The following is an 18,669-nucleotide window of genomic DNA, read 5'->3' as shown; positions in this document are numbered from 1 at the left end:
TTGCACGCCGCCGAAGGGGTCGATCAGCTCGCCGTCGTCACCGCGGGCGATGGCGTTGATCGTGAGATCGCGGCGGGCGAGGTCCTCCTCGAGGGTGACCTCGGGGGCGGCGTGGATGGCGAAGCCGCGGTAGCCCGGGGCGGTCTTGCGCTCCGTGCGGGCCAGAGCCACTTCCTCGTGCGACTCGGGGTGGAGGAAGACGGGAAAGTCGCGGCCGACCGCGCGATAGCCCTCGGCCAGCAGCTGCTCGGGGGTGGCGCCGGTGACCACCCAGTCGCGATCGCCGGCGGTTAAGCCGAGCAAGTCATCGCGCACACAACCGCCAACCTGATAAAACTTCATAAGCTAGATGTTATCTAAAGCCCCATGACGCCCGCCATGATCCAGCCCCGACTCCTCAGTCGTTCACACCGTTTGCTCGCCATAGGGGGACTCCTATCGGTGCTCGCGGTGATCGCGGGTTGTGTGAACCTGCCCTACTACACCCAGGCGGTGCGCGGGCATCTCTCGCTCATGAGCAAGCGGGTGGAAATCGAGGCGCTCCTCGACGACCCGGCCCTCGACCCCACCCTGCGCGAGAACCTCACCCTGGTGCTCGAGGTACGCGACTTCGCCAGCACGCAGTTGGGTCTGCCGGAGAACGGCAGCTACCGCAGCTACGCCGAACTCGGCCGGCCCTACGTGGTGTGGAACGTGGTCGCCGCCCCCGAGTACTCCATGGCGCCCAAGCAGTGGTGCTTCGCCTTCGTCGGCTGCCTGGCCTACAAGGGCTACTACAAGGAGCGCAAGGCGCGTGGGTTGGCGGACAAGCTCGAGCGTCGCGGCTACGAGGTGGTGGTCGGCGGCGTCGCTGCCTACTCCACCCTGGGCCGCTTCGAAGATCCGTTCCTCGACACTATGATCGGCTACACCGATGCGCGCACGGCCGACATCATCTTCCATGAACTCGCCCACCAGCAGCTGTACGTGAAGGGCGACAGCGCCTTCAACGAGGCCTTCGCCACCTACGTGGCGGACGAGGGGGTGCGACGCTGGTTCGCCGCCACTGAGCGTCCTGCCGAAGAGGTGGAGCGGTGGCGCACGCGCCAGGTGCGGGCGCGCGAGTTCAATCGTCTGGTGCTGAGCGGGCGAAGTCGCTTGCAGGCGGTCTACGCCGACGAGTCCCTCGACGAGGCCGGGCGAGCCGCCGCCAAGCAGGCCGCCCTCGACCGCCTGCAGGGCGACTATGCCACCGTGCGCGACGGGCCGTGGGGCGGCTACACCGGGTACGACGCCTGGTTTGCCTCGGTCAACAACGCACGCCTGGCCTCCGTGGCCACGTACCGCCGTTGGGTACCCGCCTTCTCCGCCTTGATGCGGGAAGCGGGTGGCGACTTCGAGGCCTTCTATGCCAAGGCGCAGGCGCTCGCGGACGCGCCAGCAGATGAGCGCCGCGCGACCCTGCAGCGGCTGCTCGCGGTGGCTGCTGCCGAAGACGAGGCCGTCAGCGCGGCGACGGACTAGCGCGCGTCCGGACGCTCGTCGCGGTACTGGTCGAGGGGCGAGCGGGTGGCGTCGCGCAGGTAGCCCGGCACGATCGACTCCATGGAAGCGGGCTCGAGCCCCAGGCGGCCGAGACCGTCCGAGTCGCACACGCTCGGCACGGACAGGGACCGGAAGTTATCCGAACTGAAGGGCTTGCCCGGGATGAAGTCCATCACCTTGGCCTGCAGGCGGGCGACGCCGTCGGGCAGGGCCAGCACGGGCTTGTCGATCTCCAGCGTGTCCGAGATGAGGCGGATTACCTCGCGCAGGGTGTACACGCGCGGTCCACAGAGTTGATAGGTGTTGCCGTAGGTGGCGGGGTCGCGCAGGGAGCGGGCGATCGCCTCCACCACGTCGCCCACGTACACGGGGGCAAAGCGCGCGTCGGCCTTGGGCAGGGGCATGAACGGCGCGGGCAGACGCAGCAGATCGGCGAAGCGATTGATGAACGAGTCGCCCGGGCCGAACACCACCGATGGCTGGTACAAGGTGACCGCGAGGTCCTCGCTGTGGGCGTCGCGCAGTAGGCCTTCGGCCACGCCCTTGCTGCGCAGGTAGTAGCTCGGGCCGTTGTGCGCGTCGGCCTTCAGGGCCGTGATCTGCGCCAGGCGGCCCACGCCGGCGCCGCGGCAGGCCGCGATCAGCTTGCGCGTGAGATCCACGTGTACGTGCTGGAAGCCGCGGCCGTCGTCGCCCTTCTCGTTGAGGATGGCGACGAGGTTCACCACCGCCGTGTGGCCCGGCAGGGTCTGCTCCAACACCCGCGCGTCGTGCACGTCTCCTTCCACCAGGCGCACCGTCGGCATGACCAGGAGGTCGCGATGGCGGGCGCGCGAGCGGGTGATGACGGTGACTTCCCAGTGGTCCTTCACCAGGCGCGGCAACAGGTGGCGGCCGATGAAGCCGGTGCCGCCCAGCACGGCGATGCGCGGGCGCGGCGCGTTGGAATCAGCTCGGGTCATAGGATCTCAAGCGGGTTGGTGAACGACGGGGTGGCGGGCGCGATGCGGGCGCCGACCGGGGGGCGAAGTATAGCGATCCCCGCGGGTCAGGTCTGTGTCGGAAGCACGCCCGTCAGGGGCGCTTCAACTGGGCGCGGGTCGGCACGGGTGGGAGCAGCGTGGAGAGCGGCTGGCGCGCGCTCGCGCTGGCCCTGGCGGGGTCGTTCAGGCGCCAGTCGTAGATGATGCTGGCCATCATCACCCGGCGCACGTAGTGACGCGTCTCCGTGAACGGCACGCTGTCCACCCATGCATCGGCGTCCAGGGGCTGCTCCCGCGGCAGCCAGGCGTGCACGCGGTGTTCGCCGGCGTTGTAGGCGGCGGAGGCGAGGGCCGGGTGCTGGTCGAGCCTGCCGAGCACGTCGGCCAGGTACGTGGTGCCGAGGGCGATGTTGGTCTGCGGGTCGAAGAGCGATTGGCGATTCTGATAGCCGGCACTCGCCGTGCGCTGGGCCACGGCCTTGCCGGTGGCGGGCATCAGTTGCATCAAGCCGAGGGCACCGGCCTTCGACACCACCTCCGGTGAGAACAAGCTCTCGCTGCGGGCGATGCCGAGGGTGAAGTTCGTGGGCAACCCGGTCTGGCCCGCCCACTCGTCGAAGCTGCGGATCCACGGCAGGGGGAAGCGCAGGTGCAGGTCGTCCCACAGGCTCGCCGATGCGGCGGCGGAGATCGCGCTCGGGTGCCAGCCCCAGGTGTCGGCGATCAGGGCCGCTTCGCGCTTTTGCTCCCGCGAGAGCGGGCCTATCAGGTCCGTCCACTGGGCCTGGGCGTCCTTGATCTGTCCTGTGGCCCAGAGCTCCAGCGCCTCGCGTAGGGCGGGCTTGGTGAGGAGCGCAGCGCGCAGGGCGGAGTTGGGGGTGGCCTCGGCGTGGGCGAAGGCGTAGGGCTTGTCGGCGCGGTCGGCGGCCAGGAAGCCGTGGTAGCTGCGGTCGCGGGCGGCGCTCGCCCACACGGCGGCGGCGTCCTCGGCGCGGCCCACGCCCTCGAGGGCGCGCCCCTGCCAGTACTGCCACTTCACGCTGGTGCGCTCGGCGTCCGGCAGCAGGTTGATCGCATCGAGGAGGGCCGGCCAGTCGCTGGCCCGCATGGCCGTGCGGCCGCGCCAGGCGGCGGTCTCCATGTCGTGGTAGGCGAGGGCGTCCAGGGCGCCCGCCGCCTGCGGGGCCAGGTCGCGGGCGAAGGAGAGGGCGATGCGCCGCTCGATGCGATGGTCGAGATCGCGCGCGAGACCACCCTGGGCGCGCAGGCGCGCCAGGTGCTTGGCCGCCTCGTCGGGGTAGCGCACGGCGAGCCGGTCGAAGGCCAGGTAGAGCCACTGCGGATCGTCGGCAGCGAGGGCGATGGCGTCCGCGCGCTGCAGTGCCTGACGCGGTTGTTCGGCCGCTTCGTTCCAGCGCGCGGCGCGTGCCTGGGCGCGGGGGCCGGCCTTGCGGGAGAGGTAGCGGGCGAGGCCCAGCTGGCGCGACTTCAGGGCCAGCTGCACGCGGTCGTGGTAGTGGTTCAGGCCCAACATGCCGTTGCGGGCGAGCCAGGCGAACGCGGGGTTGCAGGCGTCCGGCTGGCTGTGGCCGACCAGCCACAGGGTGCGCGCCTCGTCCTCGATCTGGGCGAGGTTGCCGCTCGCGGACTCGAGGCGGGCCGTGAGCTGATGGCAGCGTAAGGTGACGTCGGGCCGGGTCACGCCGGGCCACACCGCCAGGTATTCGGTCCATCGTTCCTGATTCGCGAGGTGCAGGAGCCAGCGGTAGCGCAGGCGACGGGCGGGCAGGGCCTCACCGTGGCGATCGAGGAACTCACCGACGTCGCGGGGGCCGCGGGCCTTGAGGTCGGCGCCTATCCAGGCCGCTTCCAGGTAGGGGTAGAGCAGGTAGCCCTTCGATACCTCGTCGAGGGCGCTGCGGTCGCCGGCTTTGGCCTTGGGCAGGGCGCGGCGGAAGGCCTCACGCTGCGCTTGCAGCTCAGGCGACTCGCGCAGGTCGAGGACGGGGTCGGGGGCGCTCTGCGCGACCGCCACACCTAAGGGGATGGTAAGGAGCAGGGACAGCCCGGTGAGGACGCCGCGCTGGGGGCGTCGGGGCCTGAACGGTGTGGAGCTTAAGGATCGCGGGCGATCCATGACGAGTGGACTCCCTATGCGGTCCCCGCCTCGACGCCCTATGGGGAGCGCCGAGGCGGGCAACGTGCCGTGCGGCATGGCCGCAGCCGTCGCGGCGGCTTAGCCGATGCGCACGAGGCGCGTGCGGTCGTCGCGGACGACCTCGAGGAATAGTACGTTAGCGCCGGAGGCAGCGTCGGTAAATTCGTCGATGTCCGAGACCGGCTGGCTATTGACGGTGGTGACCACATCGCCCGCGCGCAGGCCGCGCACGGCCGCCGGACTGTTGTTCACCACGGAGGTGACCAGCACGCCAGCGACGCTGGCGAACTCCGGCATGTCGTCGTCGATGTTGGAGAACTCAGCGCCCTCCAGGCCCTCGTGCAGGGTGGCGGCCTGCAGCGGCTCTTCCACCGGCTGCGCCGAGCCGAGGCGCGTCTTGACCGTGCGCTCCTTACCTTTGCGTACGAGGGTGACTTCCACCTCGTCGTCCGGGCGCATGAGGCCGATCATGTTGCGCAGCTCGGCGGCTGAGTCCACCTCTTCGCCGTTAACGCCCACGATCACATCGCCGGCACGGATGCCGCCGCGATCGGCTGCGCTCTGCGGCACCACGTCGGAGACCAGGGCGCCGTTGTTCACGCTCAAGCGCATCTCCGAGGCCACCGCCGAGTCCACGGTGTAGATGTTCACGCCGAGCAGGCCGCGGCGCACCTCACCGAACTCGAGGATCTGATCCATGATCGTGCTCGCCATGTTGATGGGGATCGCGAAGCCGATGCCGATGTTGCCGCCGCTGCGCGAGATGATGGCGGTGTTGATGCCAACCAGCTCGCCGCGCAGGTTGAGCAGGGCGCCACCGGAGTTACCGGGGTTGATCGAGGCGTCGGTCTGGATGAAGTCCTCGTAGCTCTCGATGTTCACGCCGGAGCGGCCGAGGGCGCTGACGATGCCGGAGGTGACGGTGCTGGTGAGGCCGAAGGGGTTGCCGATGGCGACCACGAAGTCGCCCACTTCGAGCACGTCCGAGTCGCTCAAGGACACCTGGGAGAGCTCGACGCCGTCCATCTCCTCGACGCGCAGCACGGCGATGTCTGAGGGCTCGTCGCTGCCGACCAGCGTGGCCGAGAGCTCGGTGCCGTCGTAGAGGCTGATCGTGATCTCGTCGGCGCTCGCCACCACGTGGTGGTTGGTGACGATGATGCCCTGGGCCGCGTCCACGATGACGCCGGAGCCGAGGCTGCGCTGCGGGCGCGGCTGCTGGGGCTGGCCCGGGTTGCCGAAGAAGCGGCGCAGGAACGGATCGTTGAACGGCGAATCCTCACCGGGCTGCTCGGCCTCCACGGTGCCTTCCGTAGCGATGTTCACCACCGCGGGCGCGACCTCCTTGATCATCGGTGCCAGGGACGGCAACGGTTGTCCGTCCACGGCCACGGGCAGGGCGGCGCTGGCCGCACCGGCGGTGAGCAGGCCCGTCAGCGCTGCGCCTGCGCAGACGACGGAGACAAGGGGAGAACGGGTGATTGGCATAGGTCGGCGCCTCGTGTTGGGTCCTTGAGGAAAGAGCTGGCGATGCTCGCCGTCACGCGATGGTTGCGTGAGCATCAGCCTTGGGCTGTACGGGTAGCCTTCGCCGGCGAGGACTTAAAGGAGTCAGCCGGCGCAAAACACACTCTGCGTGATCATCAATGACCGCTCGCGACCGTCAAGGTTCCTGTGCCCACCTAGGGCACGAACCCGGCAACCTTTACGGTAAACCGGGCTCGTGAGGCTACGCGCCGGTGCTAGGCACTGACTGTCGCGATTTGTCGGCGGGCAGAGCTGGTGGCCCGGCCCGCCTGGGGCGCGCGCTTTACTGCACGCGCACGTCGATGCGTCGCGGCTGCACCTGCGGCTGCTTGGGGATCGAGACTTCGAGCACGCCGTGGGTGCTGGTGGCCTCGATCTGCTCCACGTTGGCCGTCTCGGGCAGGCTGAAGCGACGGTAGAAGCGGCCGGCCACACGCTCGACCTTGCGGAAGCCCTTGGCCTCCTCTTCACCGCGCGTTTCGCGGGTGCCGCTCAGGGTGAGCGTACCACTCTCGGTGGTGATCTGAATGTCCTCAGCCTTGACCCCCGGCAGGTCTGCGCGCAGGACGAAGCGCTCGTCCTCTTCCTTCACGTCGACGGCCGGCACCCAGTCGGCGCTGACGGCGTTGTCCGTGTTGCTCGCCTGGTAGCGAGGGAAGCGGGCGTCGAGCATGTTCTCGAGTTCGTTCTGCAACTGGTGCATCAGGGTCCAGGGCTGCTGGTAGCGAAGGTTCGTCATGGTGTCATTCCCCTCAACGAAATGAGTGATTCGGTGAAGCCTGACCTATGGCTGGGGCTTCGGATTTCAAGCGCCGGCTCGCTTGATATTGCGGGTCCTGCGCGAAGTGCTTAGAGGGGTATGGGCTCGCCGTAGGGTTTCAAGAGTTGGGCAGGCACAAGATGTAGGGCAGGGGCATTGTGCGGTGCATATCCACATGCGCCTGAAAACACGTCTGATCGAAAATTAACCGCTGACCAGTATCTTGTTGATTTTACGAGAATTATTGTCCGAGCTATCCACTGAATAACCCACCAGATTTCCACTTGACTCGATGGGTCTCGCGCACATAACCTAGGTCCATCCACTAGATCTAGTGGTAAGCGAGCCACCAAACCACACAATATGGGGTCCGGGCGGGCGACGAGGTCGTCGCGATCGCCGACGCCATCCTGCCCCCGTCGACGCGCGGGCGGCACACCAGGGGAAACTGAGGGGATACATGAGCAGCGAACTAGCCTTGCCTGAGCGCGACGACACCGAGATCCCGTTGCAGGACGCGAGCCAGGATATCTGGGCCCGCAAATACCGCCTGGTGGCCAAGACCGGCGAGCCGGTGGACGCCACCCTGGATGACAGCTTCAAGCGCGTCGCCCGCGCGCTCTGCGAGGTGGAGACCGAGGACCGTCGCGAGCTCTGGTACGAGCGCTTCCTGTGGGCCCTGCGCCGCGGCGCCGTGCCCGCCGGCCGCATCCTCTCCAACGCCGGCGCCCAGGAGCACAAGCCCGCCACCTCCACCATCAACTGCACCGTGTCCGGCACCATCCATGACTCCATGGACAACATCCTGGAGCGCGTGCACGAGGCCGGCCTCACCCTGAAGGCGGGCTGCGGCATCGGCTACGAGTTCTCCACCATGCGCCCGCGCGGCGCGTACGTCTCCGGCGCCGGTGCCTATACCTCGGGCCCCCTGTCCTTCATGGATATCTACGACAAGATGTGTTTCACCGTGTCGTCCGCCGGCGGTCGCCGCGGCGCGCAGATGGGCACCTTCGACGTGGGTCACCCGGACGTGGTCGAGTTCATCCGCGCCAAGCGTGAAGACGGCCGCCTACGCCAGTTCAACCTCTCGCTCCTGATCACGGACGAGTTCATGAACGCCGTGCGCGAGGGCAAGAACTGGAAGCTCGCCTTCCCCGTGAGCGAGAAAGATCCCGAGTTCGAGAGCCTCGACTTCGACGACCCCGATCAGGTGGTGTGGCGCGAGTGGCCCACGGCGGACAAGTACATCCGCAACGATGCGGGCCTGGTGGCGTGCAAGGTCTACAAGCAGATGCCCGCCCAGCGCGTGTGGGATCTGATCATGACCTCCACCTACGATTTCGCTGAGCCGGGCTTCGTGCTGATCGACCGGATCAACGAGAAGAACAACAACTGGTGGACGGAGAACATCCGCGCCACCAACCCCTGCGGTGAGCAGCCCCTGCCGCCCTACGGCGCCTGCCTGCTCGGCTCCGTGAACCTGACGCGCTTCGTCGTCGACCCCTTCACGCCTCAGGCGCGCTTCGACTGGGACGGTTTCCGCGAAGTGGTGAAGGTGTTCACCCGCATGCTGGACAACGTGGTGGAGATCAACGGCCTGCCCTTGGGTCCCCAGCGCGACGAGATCATGGCCAAGCGCCGCCACGGCATGGGCTTCCTAGGCCTCGGCTCGGCCATCACCATGATGTGCATGCGCTATGGCGCCAAGGCGTCCTTGGAGTTCACCGAGGAAGTCTCCAAGGAGCTGGCCCTGGCCGGTTGGCAAACCGCCCTCGAGCTCTCCCGCGAGAAGGGCCCCGCGCCGATCATGAATCAGCAGTTCGAGGTGACCGCCGACATGCTGGCTAAGCGGCCGGAGATGGCCAGCGACGGCTGGCGCGTGGGCGACCAGGTGCCGGGCCGCGTGCTCCACGCCCGCTACAGCCGCTACATGCAGCAGGTGGCTGGTATCGCGCCGGAGCTGGTGGACGAGCTGGCTAACGTGGGTGCTCGCTTCACGCACCACTCGTCGATCGCGCCCACGGGCACGATCTCGCTGTCGCTCGCCAACAACGCCAGCAACGGCATCGAGCCCAGCTTCGCCCATCACTACATTCGCAACGTGATCCGCGAGGGCCGCAAGACCAAGGAACGCGTGGACGTGTTCTCCTTCGAGCTCCTCGCCTACCGCGCGCTGGTAAACGAGGCCGCGATGCCGAACGGTGAGGGCGAGACGGCCCTGCCCGACTACTTCGTGACCTCCGATGCGATCACGCCGCGCGAGCACGTGGACATCCAGGCCGCCGCCCAGCGTTGGATCGACTCCTCGATCTCCAAGACGGCCAACGTGCCCACGGACTACCCCTACGAGGACTTCAAGGACATCTACATGTACGCCTACGAGAAGGGGCTGAAGGGCTGCACCACCTTCCGCTTCAACCCCGAAGCCTTCCAGGGCGTGCTCGTGAAGGAAGATGACCTCAAGAACACCACCTACGAGTTCACCCTCGAGGATGGTTCGACCGTCAGCCTGCGCGGCGACGAAGAGGTGGAGTACGACGGCGAGACCCACACCGCCGCCAACCTCTACGACGCCCTCAAGGAAGGGTATTACGGGAAGTTCTGAGCGACCGGCCAGGGCGATGCTTGAGGTAGCAATCGCCCTGGCCCGGCCCCACTGACACAGCATTCAAGGTAGGCGCCCGCCGCAGCGACATGCTGCTGGCTGGGCCGCCCCGACACTCGAGGAAGACACCATGGCCGTGAAGATCGCCAAGAAGATCACCAAATACCGCGTCGGCAAGAACGAGGAACCCGCTGCGGAGGAGACCGCTGCGGCGCCCGCGGCGCCCGCGCCTGCTGCGGAGCCAGCCCCTGCTGCGGCGGCCGCGCCTGCACCGGCGGCGCCCGCCGCGGCCCCCGCCCCGCCGACCAAGGCGGAGGTCATTCGGATGCACGAGTCCGTGGATCGCCCGGACATGCTCATCGGCTCCACCTACAAGGTGAAGACACCGGTGTCCGACCATGCGATGTACGTGACGATCAACGACATCATCTTGAACGAAGGCACACCGCACGAGCAGCGTCGGCCCTTCGAGGTGTTCATCAACTCGAAAAACCTCGATCACTACCAGTGGATCGTGGCCCTGACGCGGGTGATCTCGGCCGTGTTCCGCAAGGGTGGGGACGTAACCTTCCTGGTGGATGAGCTGAAGGCCGTGTTCGATCCGCGTGGGGGTTATTGGAAGTCCGGCGGCGTGTTCATGCCGTCGATCATCGCCGAGCTGGGCTACGTGATCGAGCGCCACCTGAAGCGAATCGGGCTGTTAACCGACGTTGGGCCGGATGAGCAGCAGCAGAAGCTCATCGAGGAGAAGCGGGCCGAGTTCGAGGCGCAGTCTTCTCAGCAGGATGCGTTTGCGGAGACGTCGTCGTTCCCGGAGGGGGCGCAGTTGTGTGGGAAGTGCAATACGGTGGCGGCGGTCAGTATCGACAACTGTATGACTTGCTTGAACTGCGGGGATAGTAAGTGCGGGTAGTTCTGTGCACCGAGAGCAAGGTCAGTTCGCCGAATTGATCTGACAACTGCACGACTATCGAGGTCGATAACTGTCAGATCAGGTCGCCCCTAGCACCTGTGAATCGCTCCTTGGGGGATCGCGAAACTATCCCGCCGTGGCATGAACTCGCCAACTGTCGATCGTGTCAAGCACGATCGAAACATGCGGAAGGTTTTCTGAGAAGTCATTGTAGAGCCGCGACACGGCCATTGCGCCCCACATCGAAGTCTGAATGAACGATGCACAGGCACGAAGATTCAGATCGGTGCGGATGATTCCACTATCTCGGCACTGCTCCAAATATTCTTCGAATATGTCGGTCAGGCCTTCACGATAAGAGCGAACGTACTGAAGTACTGGCTGGCTGACGTCCGTGGAATCCAGAACGGTATTGACCATCATGCAACCGAGACGCGCGGCTTCCTGCCTCGGGTCCCCGTCGAGATGTAGCGAAAAGAAATGCTTAACCGCGTTCAAATCCGGTACGGCAAGCATTTCTCTTACCATCTTGAAGGCCATCTGCTGGTAACGACGCTGGGCCGCCAGATACAAACCTTCCTTGTCTTGAAAGGTGTTGTAGAGGCTGATCCGGCTGATACCGGTCGCTTCCTCCAAATCGGAAATCGTTGCGCCATCAAAGCCGTTCTGCCAAAAACAGTACATTGCGGCATCGATGACCTTGTCTTCGTTGAATTCACGTGGTCTTGCCACAGCGCCACCTTTGCATGTGTTGGTTCCCGGGTTGGGCTCTATGCCGCTGTTTCCGCTTGCCAGGACCGCAGCGTGTCCACCGCGATCTGAGAGAGAGGAGCGGCCGCTGTTTTCGAACGGACCAACCGAATTTCACTGAGCGCACCCCACATCGAGCCGACCAAGAACTCCGCGCGTTCACGCGGTTTAGCGATTTCACTTGCTCGCAAGGAGTTTTCAAACGCAGCTAACCACATCCTTCGGTACGCCTCGACATGCTCGCGCATGCTTGGCTGAAAGCGGTGCAGTTCGAAGATCGTGTTGACCAGCATGCAGCCCATGTTGGACATGTCCTCATCCGAGGCAGGTGGCGTGCCCATGCGCTCAAAAAATGCGATCAATGCCTCGATGCCAGGCTCGGAAAAGGACTCGTTGACGACACCATGTGCCATCTGTCGATAGGCGCCGGCCGCCTTATCGAATATCTCATCCTTGCTACCGAAAACGTTCGACAACCCTTTGACGTCAATGCCCGTGGCCTCAGAAAGCATCTTGTACGTCGTGCCATCGTAGCCATGGCGCCAAAAGGTCAGCATCGCTGCCTGCAGTGCTTTTTCTTCGTCGAAGTTGCGGGGTCGTGCCATCGAAGGCTCCGGGGCTCATTTTCCAACACTGATTGTAAAAAGAAATTGGTTGCGCTATAAGGTCGATATTCGTAATACAACCGACGTTGGAAAACAAGCCTAGCGGCCGCAAGGAATCGTAACGACTGGTGGATCGGTTGGAATGAAGAATCAAGCATAAACAGGAGTTTACGAAGGAGTTAAGGATGGATATTCAACGCAAAATCAGAATCGCGACAACGGCTGACAAGGCTTGGGCGGTCATCGGCCCCGAGTTTGCCGATGTCGACAAATGGGCTAGCAACGTCTTTGTGTCGACCTCGCGTAACAACAACGCCGCACCAAGCGGGGCGCCGGCGGGCGGCCGTGTTTGTAGCACGTCACAGGGCGAGTTCGATGAATCGATAGTCGACTACGACGAGAGTCGCCGACTCATTGCCTATGCCGTCACCGGAAAGGCATTGCCAGGATTCGTCAAGTCAATTCAGGCACGTTGGGCCATCCAGCCGGCTGGACCCAATGCCAGCACCGCGACAATGACGATGACAGCTGACTTGGCGCAGCCGTTCGCTTTTCTGATGGGTTGGATGATGAAGAAACAGTTCGGCAAGGCCATCGACGAGTCTCTGGAGGAGTTCAAATTCTACTTGGAGCAAGGTTCAGTGCATCCGCGGAAAACTGAAAGAGCCAAGTCCAAGCAGGCTCAGAAAGCCCGCGCAGCGGCCTAGGCTTTTTATTTGCCCTATTTTACAACGTCTGTTGGATAACTAACGGCGACCTCACGCGGTTAGTCAGAGGAGATATCCCCATGATCGAGTCTCGGTTAACAATTACGTTTGTCGCAGTTGCCGCGTTCACGTTCCACCTCAGCGCAGGAGCTCAAGAAGCACCACAAATGCCGCCAAGAATTGATGGTGCTGTAAACGTTGATGAGCATACTTCAGCGCCGCTGCAACTCTCCCGCTCGGCGGAACTCAGTAAGTCAGCTGGTGCGGTATGGAAGTATCTAACCAAGTCGAATCACGTGGCTGGCCTGTTCGACGGCGTTCGCTCCATCACTAGCGCCAAGGTTGGTGAACGACGCACCGTAAGGCTCCGGGGCGGCGGAAGCGTCAGCGAGACCGTAGTCGCCGACGACGCGACGTCACGTACGTTCGCCTATTCAATCGGCGATACGAATCCCATGGGCATATCTGATCACCTTGCGGTGCTGACAATCACGTCCGCCGATGAAAGGAAGGGGGCAGTCGTAACCTGGAATCACTACTTCAACGCTGCTGACACGGATGCCGCAGCGTCGATGAGCGAATCTCTGAGTGGCGCGCTCGCGAAGTTGTCGGCCAAGTATGGGGGTTTTGCAGACCACGGCAGCAACAGCGGTTTCAATCCCGCGATCGTCCGTCAGACCAGAATCCTCAAGGCGAGTAAAGCCGACGTGTGGGCGGTTGTCGCGGATGGCTTTGGCGACGCCCATGTTTGGTCAAGCAACATTGGCGAGATCACCGTGACAGATCGCAACGGCGACACAATCGTAGGGGATCAGCGAGCCTGCTTTATTCCTGCCTTCAATGGCGAAACGAAGGAAACCATAACCCAATATGATGAAGAGGAAGGTCTTTTCGCGTACTCCATTGATCAGGGAATGCCGCCGTTTGTGACTTACGGCGAAGCTGTCTGGTTAGTGAATGAGATCGACCGCAACACCACACAAGTCACGGTGGAGATAACCGCTGCAACGGCCGCGGGTGTGCCACCGCAGGCCATCGCGTTCTTTCGCAGTGCGATGACACAGCAGGTTGGTTTCGCGGTCGACGATGCGAAATATTTCATCGAAAACGATGCGGTTCATCCTCGGAAGACCGCAGCCCTACAGGCTGCCGGCGGCGGCCACTAGTCGGACCGGATAGGTACCTGTGAGTCCGGGAAGAGGTCTTGTGGCGCTTGTGCTGTGGTCATTGCTGACCGCCTGCGACAGCGTAGGTGAATCGCCCGAGGTCCGCATTCTGGCCGATGGGGCGACAGGGCTTTCAACGTCATCAGGCGAGATTGTCGTTCGCGTCCTCCGGCTCCCCCCGGAGGGTGCGGAACGGTTTGCTCTGATTGTCGGTTTGCACGGCTACGGTATGGACGAGCAGCAGATTGCGGCCCTCGTCAAAATCGAGCCGTCAACACCTCACACGTATGTGGCCATACGAGGCTTCGAAGCGCTCGAGCCAGGAAGTTATGCCTGGTTCCCTGTATCGAGCGGCGCAGGTCCAGTCATTGATTCCAACGCGATCATCGAAGCTAGCGATCGCCTGTTCCGTGGCATCGATGCAGTAACGGCCTGGCTCGGAACTGATCCCGAACGAGTTTACCTCGTCGGCTTTGGCCAAGGCGCCACGATGACATTGTCCGCCGCCTTCCTGCGGCCGTCGGACGCGGCAGGCTACGTGGGCTTCGCTGGACGCCTTCCGGCGATTGACGCAACTGTCGTATCCGACGTATCCGCGCCCGTCCTGATCGGCCACGGCACACGAGATCCGAGTGTTCGAGCAGAGGACACCGATCTCGCAGTCTCGCGGCTGATTGAGGTCGGCCGACGGGTCGAGCTCAACGTCTACTCCGTGCCGCATGTCGTCAGCGCCGCAGGTCGCCGGGATATCGCTACTTGGATCGATGCTCGCGAGCGCGGTCAGGAAATGACGGCATCGCCGCCGCCGCCGCTGTCGGCCGTGGGCTCAGCAGTGGCCAAAAGTCAGGGTTCCGCTGGGGCCTTGGTCGACAGTGTATTGCGCCGCGCAGTGAGTCGTGGCGGCGTGTCTGGGAATCCGAAGGGCGCTATTACGATTTACAAGTTTTTCGACTACAACTGCCCATCGTGTAGAGTCGCCCATCGTGAACTGCCGAATTTGTTGGCCGCCTACCCGAACGTTCGGTTGGTCGCGGTGGACGTTCCGGTTTTCGGCGAGGGGTCAGTAAGAGCGACCGCACTGACGTTTTCGATTGATAACCCAGCACAGTACAAGGCAGTCTACGCCGACTTGTTGGCGTCTAACGATCGGATAGGCGCTCACCAGGCGATCGAATCGATTCGTCAACACGTCGGAGTTCTCGTCGATGATATGAATATCGACCCAGTCGTGGAGGCTCATCTGGGCGAAATCCAAAACAACATGGCGGCCCTAGACATTCTAGGAATCGTCGGTACGCCTGGGTTCCTGATTGATGCGGACGATGTGCGGACAAAACACATCGGCTGGGATCCGCACGTGTTAAGGGCGTATCTGAAGAGCCTCAGCGAATAGCACTTTCACTCTTGAGTCCGGCGAATCAGGCGGATGGTGAGCCAAAGACCGCCTGGCGGCCGTAGCCCGCCCCCCACGTTTCCGTGCGGTCTGTTCGCTGATAAGCTCACCGCCATGCAATATCGACGCGCTTCCCTTCTCGCCGGAGCAATCATGCTCCTCGCTTCGTCGCTCCAGGCCCAACAGCCTTCGGCCGAACTCGTTTCGCTGCTCGACGTCGGCTTCTACAAGAACAATGGGAACTTCTTGGCGGACGGTCTGTGTCTCGTCTTTCCGCCTGAGGGGGACGCGACCTACGAGCTCGTGGTTCGCGATCGGAGCGGAGCTGTGAAAGGCAAGGCTTCCCTGCAAGTGCAGAAGTGGACTGAGTATCCCGTCTTCGACGGTCTCGGTTCCCTCGGAGTGCCCACCCTGAGTCTCGGGGAGGCGGGCAGCTACGTGATGAGCGTGGACAAGGATGGCGAGCCCATCACCTCCTTCCCCTTTCAGATGGAGGTTGAGGAAAGCGGCGATCCCTTCCAACCGGGTAAGAACTTCCATCGACAAGGCCCCTGGCAATCCCTCGCCACCCCCCAGAGCCCCGTGGGTAACTACGCGTTCACGCTGGAAGGACTGCTCGCCCGGGAAGGCAACTACAGGTTCGTGGTCGAGGTGGAAGGGCGTGTCGTCAAGAGCTTCCCCATGACCGTCTCGGGCGGTGCCGTTACGCCTCACCCCCGCACGAGCTTCGAAACGAAACCCCACATCCACTACGTCGTGCCCAAGTTCGTGGACCGCTCTTCAGGTAGTTCCGGCGGCTACAAACTGTTCGATATCTTCTGGCTAGAGAGCGAAAGCCGCGGCAACTAAGAGCACGGGTAGCGCGGGGTATCCTCGCCTTTAGCACCTAACGCTCGTTCTCGTGCTCCCGAGCATCGCCCGCTTCTCGGCCTACCGTTGGAAAACGTGACAGCCCACTCAAAAGAACGGGGCATTGCACGGCACCGAGCTGATCCACTGTAACGCTGTCGCCCTGCTACCCAGCTCTCGCCGCGAAGTTCTACGCTTAAGCCCCGGTGACATCGTCGCGGTGGTGGTCAGGGCATCCGCGCGCAGGCTCAGTCGGTGAGCACATCGCTCCTCACGTCGGTGCCGTCATCCCCCGGCGGATCACTGTCCTCGGGGGCGAACCACGCGTCGGGTTGCGCGTCGATGACAGTGGCGTCCAGCGCGTCCACCTCCTCGATGTCCTCCACCAGTTCCACTTCGTAAGTCTGCTCCGGCGCGGCGTCCACCACGGCCTCCTCGTCTGACGGCGCCTCGCGCAGTTCGTCCACGGCGCCGGAGACGTCCTCGGCGGAGAGTTCACCCAGCGTCTCCAGGCGACCCTCCAGCATCTGCTGCAGGTTGCCAATGGACTCCTTGATGTTGGTGAGCACGCCGCCGCCTAAGGCAGAGGTGATCTGCCCAGCGCTGGCATCCCCCACAGGCAGGCCGTCGGCGAGGTTGGCCACCAGGGCATCCACTTCGGCGCTGTCGACGCGCGCTGGGTCCGTGGCCAGTTCGCGCAGCGCTGCGTCGAGCTCGCGCACCGAGGCTCCCGTCTCGTCGGGATCGTTCGCCATTTGGGAGACATAGGCATCCCACACGTCCGAGTTGTCCGCGTTTGAGGTGGGATCATCTGAGTCTTGAAGCCGTTCTAGCAGGTCGTCCGGGAAGGCCAGATCGTTGAGCGCGCCCTTGCCGAGGGTCTGTAGCGCCTGCTGCAGCCCGGCCGAGTCCAGGATCGGCGTGCTGATCAGCTTAGGATCGAGTGATTCGAACAACTTCGCATTGATGCCGGAAAGACTAATCATGGGGACTCCGTCGGGATACTGGGGCGATGACGACGCTCGTGGTCTTCGCCATGGGCTTGCATATCCCTAGGCGCGAAAGCTGCGTGATTCGGCTCATCGGGGTAGGGGCGCTAAGCGTCCGAGCTGGCGACGAACCAGCGTTTTCATTGCTTGTCCTCGTTCCAAATTGAGCTAAGTGGGTTACCCCGGCGAGACATGCGCCGCGCGCTCGAGCGCAGCGACAAAGAAGCCGCGGGCGCACGACGTGGGGCGATGCCCACGCCGTACGCCCTGCAGCGAGGCGACGCTTACTCGCCAGGAACAGCCGGGCCCACCGACGGCGAGAACAACGGCTGAGCGATCACCGGGCAGTTGATGATGGCCTCGGCCGAGTTCAGGCCCGCGACAAAGCCATCGCTGGGACCGTTCTCTGCGAAGCTGGTCACAAGCCCCGCTTCCACCAGGTTGCGCAGATCATCGAAGCTGACGATACGGCGACGCAGGCCCTGATCGATGGCTTCCTGCGTCCACATGTTGAGGTGCGCGTCCCACATCGGCGAGTAGTTGTTCAGCTGCCCCTGGTTGTTGACGGGGTCGAACGGGAAGACGTTGATGGGGTCAACGGGGCGCTCGGCCGTACCGGCGGGGATGTCACCGACACCGATCGGGAAGAACGTACCGGGTACGGTCTGGGTAATCGTGAAGCCGAGGCTCTGTCGCTCGGGTGAGTCCAGGTCCGTGATGCCGTTGACGACAGGCGAGAAGCCGAACAGCGTCGATGTGGACTCCGGGGTCGACACACCGAAGGTAGGCAGGTTGGCGAGACGCGGCGCGTACACACCGAGTTCGATGGCGGCCGGCTCCGGCGCCGACGCGTCCGTCACGAGGTGGTAGTAGTACTGCTGACCACCCTGGAAACCGTCGAGCAGCTGCAAGGTGACCGTACCGCCCTCGAGGTCGATGGCGGTGGCGCGGTCATGTACGCCGGTGCTGTTGAACACCTGCTGCACGTTGAAGACGTTGCCGGCGGGGGTCACGACCAACGAGGACCAAAGGGCGTCCGCCACAGCACCGGGCTGTACGAACGCGGGCGGGAACGCTTCGTCGGGATTGTCGGGGTTGCCGGGGATCACCTCGAGCGTCGGACTGAAGTCCACGTCGCCGGGGAAGATGAGCCGCCCGGCACCATCGATGGTGACCTCCATGGCGCCTTCCGTGCCAACACCGTTGATCATGCGGGGCGCGAAGTTCAGGCCCATGATCTCCGCGACATCGAAATGCGCACTCTCGGTGATGATGTAGTGCGCGATCTCACCGTTGGGGCGAATGCCCTTCCAGAGCCGGAGTGTCGCGGTTGCGGCGTCCGGATCGTCGAGGTCTGCCACAGAGACGGTGCTCTGCAGGAAGACGTTCTGCTCGGCGGGGAAACGATCCGGCGAACCCACGAGGTCCCTGACCCTGATGCCGAGATCCCGTGCCGTCGACCTGAGAAGTCGGCGTGCCTCGGCGCGGCGTCGGATCTCGCCGGGGGATGCGATGGCCTCCGCGCTGTCCACTTCCTGAGCGTGCGTCGTCTCGATCCCTGCGGTGAAGGTGACGACGAGGGCTGCGCTGAGGCACGCCGCTCGCATGATTGCATTGAGGGTAGAGGTAGTCATCGTTCGTGCTCCATCGGTTTCCGCGCCAACGGGGCGCTGCATTGCCGGCCTATTCATTTCGTTGCTCCTTAGCTTGCGTTTATCGTCTCCGTGTCGGGTTCTCATG

At 64.0% G+C, this 18,669-nt stretch carries 16 protein-coding genes; 7 read left to right on the top strand and 9 right to left on the bottom strand.

The window, feature by feature from the left end:
* Window positions 1-342 (bottom strand): multifunctional CCA tRNA nucleotidyl transferase/2'3'-cyclic phosphodiesterase/2'nucleotidase/phosphatase (locus AAF184_09675; protein MEO0422592.1); only part of this gene is annotated, 342 nt, incomplete at its 3' end.
* A 36-nt stretch (window positions 343-378) separates the two neighbouring features.
* Between AAF184_09675 and AAF184_09670 the strand changes: the two genes are divergently transcribed.
* The gene (locus tag AAF184_09670) at window positions 379-1,503 is read left to right on the top strand and encodes an aminopeptidase (protein MEO0422591.1); all 1,125 of its coding nucleotides are present in this window, start codon (window positions 379-381) and stop codon (window positions 1,501-1,503) included.
* Here AAF184_09670 and AAF184_09665 read toward each other — a convergent pair.
* The 4 genes from AAF184_09665 to AAF184_09650 all read right to left on the bottom strand — a co-directional run bounded on the left by AAF184_09665 (window position 1,500) and on the right by AAF184_09650 (window position 6,931).
* Window positions 1,500-2,486, bottom strand: a complete 987-nt coding sequence (locus tag AAF184_09665) for a complex I NDUFA9 subunit family protein (GenBank protein MEO0422590.1) — start codon at window positions 2,484-2,486, stop codon at window positions 1,500-1,502. The two genes, AAF184_09670 and AAF184_09665, sit on opposite strands and share 4 nt — an antisense overlap.
* 112 nt (window positions 2,487-2,598) lie before the next feature.
* Window positions 2,599-4,644, bottom strand: a complete 2,046-nt coding sequence (locus AAF184_09660) for a transglycosylase SLT domain-containing protein (protein ID MEO0422589.1) — start codon at window positions 4,642-4,644, stop codon at window positions 2,599-2,601.
* A 99-nt stretch (window positions 4,645-4,743) separates the two neighbouring features.
* Window positions 4,744-6,153 (bottom strand): DegQ family serine endoprotease, encoded by a 1,410-nt coding sequence (locus tag AAF184_09655; GenBank protein MEO0422588.1) that lies wholly within the window; start codon window positions 6,151-6,153, stop codon window positions 4,744-4,746.
* Window positions 6,154-6,475: 322 nt separating this feature from the next.
* On the bottom strand, window positions 6,476-6,931 hold the full coding sequence (locus AAF184_09650) for an Hsp20/alpha crystallin family protein (protein MEO0422587.1): 456 nt from the start codon (window positions 6,929-6,931) through the stop codon (window positions 6,476-6,478).
* Between the two features lie 481 nt (window positions 6,932-7,412).
* Here AAF184_09650 and AAF184_09645 point away from each other — a divergent pair, with 481 nt between their 5' ends.
* Window positions 7,413-9,557, top strand: a complete 2,145-nt coding sequence (locus AAF184_09645) for an adenosylcobalamin-dependent ribonucleoside-diphosphate reductase (protein MEO0422586.1) — start codon at window positions 7,413-7,415, stop codon at window positions 9,555-9,557.
* A gap of 130 nt (window positions 9,558-9,687) precedes the next feature.
* Complete coding sequence (locus AAF184_09640) at window positions 9,688-10,470, top strand: NrdJb (protein MEO0422585.1); 783 nt, start codon at window positions 9,688-9,690, stop codon at window positions 10,468-10,470.
* A 126-nt stretch (window positions 10,471-10,596) separates the two neighbouring features.
* Here AAF184_09640 and AAF184_09635 read toward each other — a convergent pair whose 3' ends face one another.
* Together AAF184_09635 and AAF184_09630 are read right to left on the bottom strand one after the other, a co-directional pair.
* Complete coding sequence (locus AAF184_09635) at window positions 10,597-11,202, bottom strand: TetR/AcrR family transcriptional regulator (GenBank protein ID MEO0422584.1); 606 nt, start codon at window positions 11,200-11,202, stop codon at window positions 10,597-10,599.
* A 38-nt stretch (window positions 11,203-11,240) separates the two neighbouring features.
* On the bottom strand, window positions 11,241-11,825 hold the full coding sequence (locus tag AAF184_09630) for a TetR/AcrR family transcriptional regulator (protein ID MEO0422583.1): 585 nt from the start codon (window positions 11,823-11,825) through the stop codon (window positions 11,241-11,243).
* Between the two features lie 185 nt (window positions 11,826-12,010).
* Between AAF184_09630 and AAF184_09625 the strand changes: the two genes are divergently transcribed.
* The 4 genes from AAF184_09625 to AAF184_09610 all read left to right on the top strand — a co-directional run bounded on the left by AAF184_09625 (window position 12,011) and on the right by AAF184_09610 (window position 15,940).
* The gene (locus AAF184_09625) at window positions 12,011-12,532 is read left to right on the top strand and encodes an SRPBCC family protein (protein ID MEO0422582.1); all 522 of its coding nucleotides are present in this window, start codon (window positions 12,011-12,013) and stop codon (window positions 12,530-12,532) included.
* An 80-nt stretch (window positions 12,533-12,612) separates the two neighbouring features.
* The gene (locus AAF184_09620; GenBank protein MEO0422581.1) at window positions 12,613-13,698 is read left to right on the top strand and encodes an SRPBCC family protein; all 1,086 of its coding nucleotides are present in this window, start codon (window positions 12,613-12,615) and stop codon (window positions 13,696-13,698) included.
* A 40-nt stretch (window positions 13,699-13,738) separates the two neighbouring features.
* On the top strand, window positions 13,739-15,091 hold the full coding sequence (locus AAF184_09615; GenBank protein ID MEO0422580.1) for a thioredoxin domain-containing protein: 1,353 nt from the start codon (window positions 13,739-13,741) through the stop codon (window positions 15,089-15,091).
* A gap of 153 nt (window positions 15,092-15,244) precedes the next feature.
* A complete protein-coding gene (locus AAF184_09610; protein MEO0422579.1) occupies window positions 15,245-15,940 on the top strand; it encodes a hypothetical protein in 696 nt (231 codons plus the stop codon).
* Between the two features lie 248 nt (window positions 15,941-16,188).
* Here the strand turns inward: AAF184_09610 and AAF184_09605 are convergent, their stop codons facing one another.
* Both AAF184_09605 and AAF184_09600 read right to left on the bottom strand, forming a co-directional pair.
* Window positions 16,189-16,926: a hypothetical protein gene (locus tag AAF184_09605; GenBank protein MEO0422578.1), complete on the bottom strand. Its 738-nt coding sequence runs from the start codon at window positions 16,924-16,926 to the stop codon at window positions 16,189-16,191.
* Between the two features lie 287 nt (window positions 16,927-17,213).
* Window positions 17,214-18,563 carry a hypothetical protein gene (locus AAF184_09600; protein ID MEO0422577.1) on the bottom strand — a complete coding sequence of 450 codons (1,350 nt, stop codon included), beginning with the start codon at window positions 18,561-18,563 and terminating at the stop codon, window positions 17,214-17,216.
* Window positions 18,564-18,669 lie beyond the last annotated feature (106 nt).

It is taken from the genome of Pseudomonadota bacterium (assembly GCA_039815145.1).
GTDB lineage: Bacteria > Pseudomonadota > Gammaproteobacteria > Steroidobacterales > JBCBZW01 > JBCBZW01.
This window is presented reverse-complemented; position numbering and strand designations above follow the sequence as displayed.

What these genes read in the sequence shown, in the direction of transcription:
- AAF184_09630 (MEO0422583.1), bottom strand. Translation starts at nt 11,825, where the DNA reads ATGGCACGACCCCGCAACTTCGACGAAGAAAAAGCACTGCAGGCAGCG.
- AAF184_09650 (MEO0422587.1), bottom strand. Translation starts at nt 6,931, where the DNA reads ATGACGAACCTTCGCTACCAGCAGCCCTGGACCCTGATGCACCAGTTG.
- AAF184_09645 (MEO0422586.1), top strand. Translation starts at nt 7,413, where the DNA reads ATGAGCAGCGAACTAGCCTTGCCTGAGCGCGACGACACCGAGATCCCG.
- AAF184_09670 (MEO0422591.1), top strand. Translation starts at nt 379, where the DNA reads ATGATCCAGCCCCGACTCCTCAGTCGTTCACACCGTTTGCTCGCCATA.
- AAF184_09660 (MEO0422589.1), bottom strand. Translation starts at nt 4,644, where the DNA reads ATGGATCGCCCGCGATCCTTAAGCTCCACACCGTTCAGGCCCCGACGC.
- AAF184_09665 (MEO0422590.1), bottom strand. Translation starts at nt 2,486, where the DNA reads ATGACCCGAGCTGATTCCAACGCGCCGCGCCCGCGCATCGCCGTGCTG.
- AAF184_09620 (MEO0422581.1), top strand. Translation starts at nt 12,613, where the DNA reads ATGATCGAGTCTCGGTTAACAATTACGTTTGTCGCAGTTGCCGCGTTC.
- AAF184_09610 (MEO0422579.1), top strand. Translation starts at nt 15,245, where the DNA reads ATGCTCCTCGCTTCGTCGCTCCAGGCCCAACAGCCTTCGGCCGAACTC.
- AAF184_09605 (MEO0422578.1), bottom strand. Translation starts at nt 16,926, where the DNA reads ATGATTAGTCTTTCCGGCATCAATGCGAAGTTGTTCGAATCACTCGAT.
- AAF184_09655 (MEO0422588.1), bottom strand. Translation starts at nt 6,153, where the DNA reads ATGCCAATCACCCGTTCTCCCCTTGTCTCCGTCGTCTGCGCAGGCGCA.
- AAF184_09625 (MEO0422582.1), top strand. Translation starts at nt 12,011, where the DNA reads ATGGATATTCAACGCAAAATCAGAATCGCGACAACGGCTGACAAGGCT.
- AAF184_09600 (MEO0422577.1), bottom strand. Translation starts at nt 18,563, where the DNA reads ATGACTACCTCTACCCTCAATGCAATCATGCGAGCGGCGTGCCTCAGC.
- AAF184_09640 (MEO0422585.1), top strand. Translation starts at nt 9,688, where the DNA reads ATGGCCGTGAAGATCGCCAAGAAGATCACCAAATACCGCGTCGGCAAG.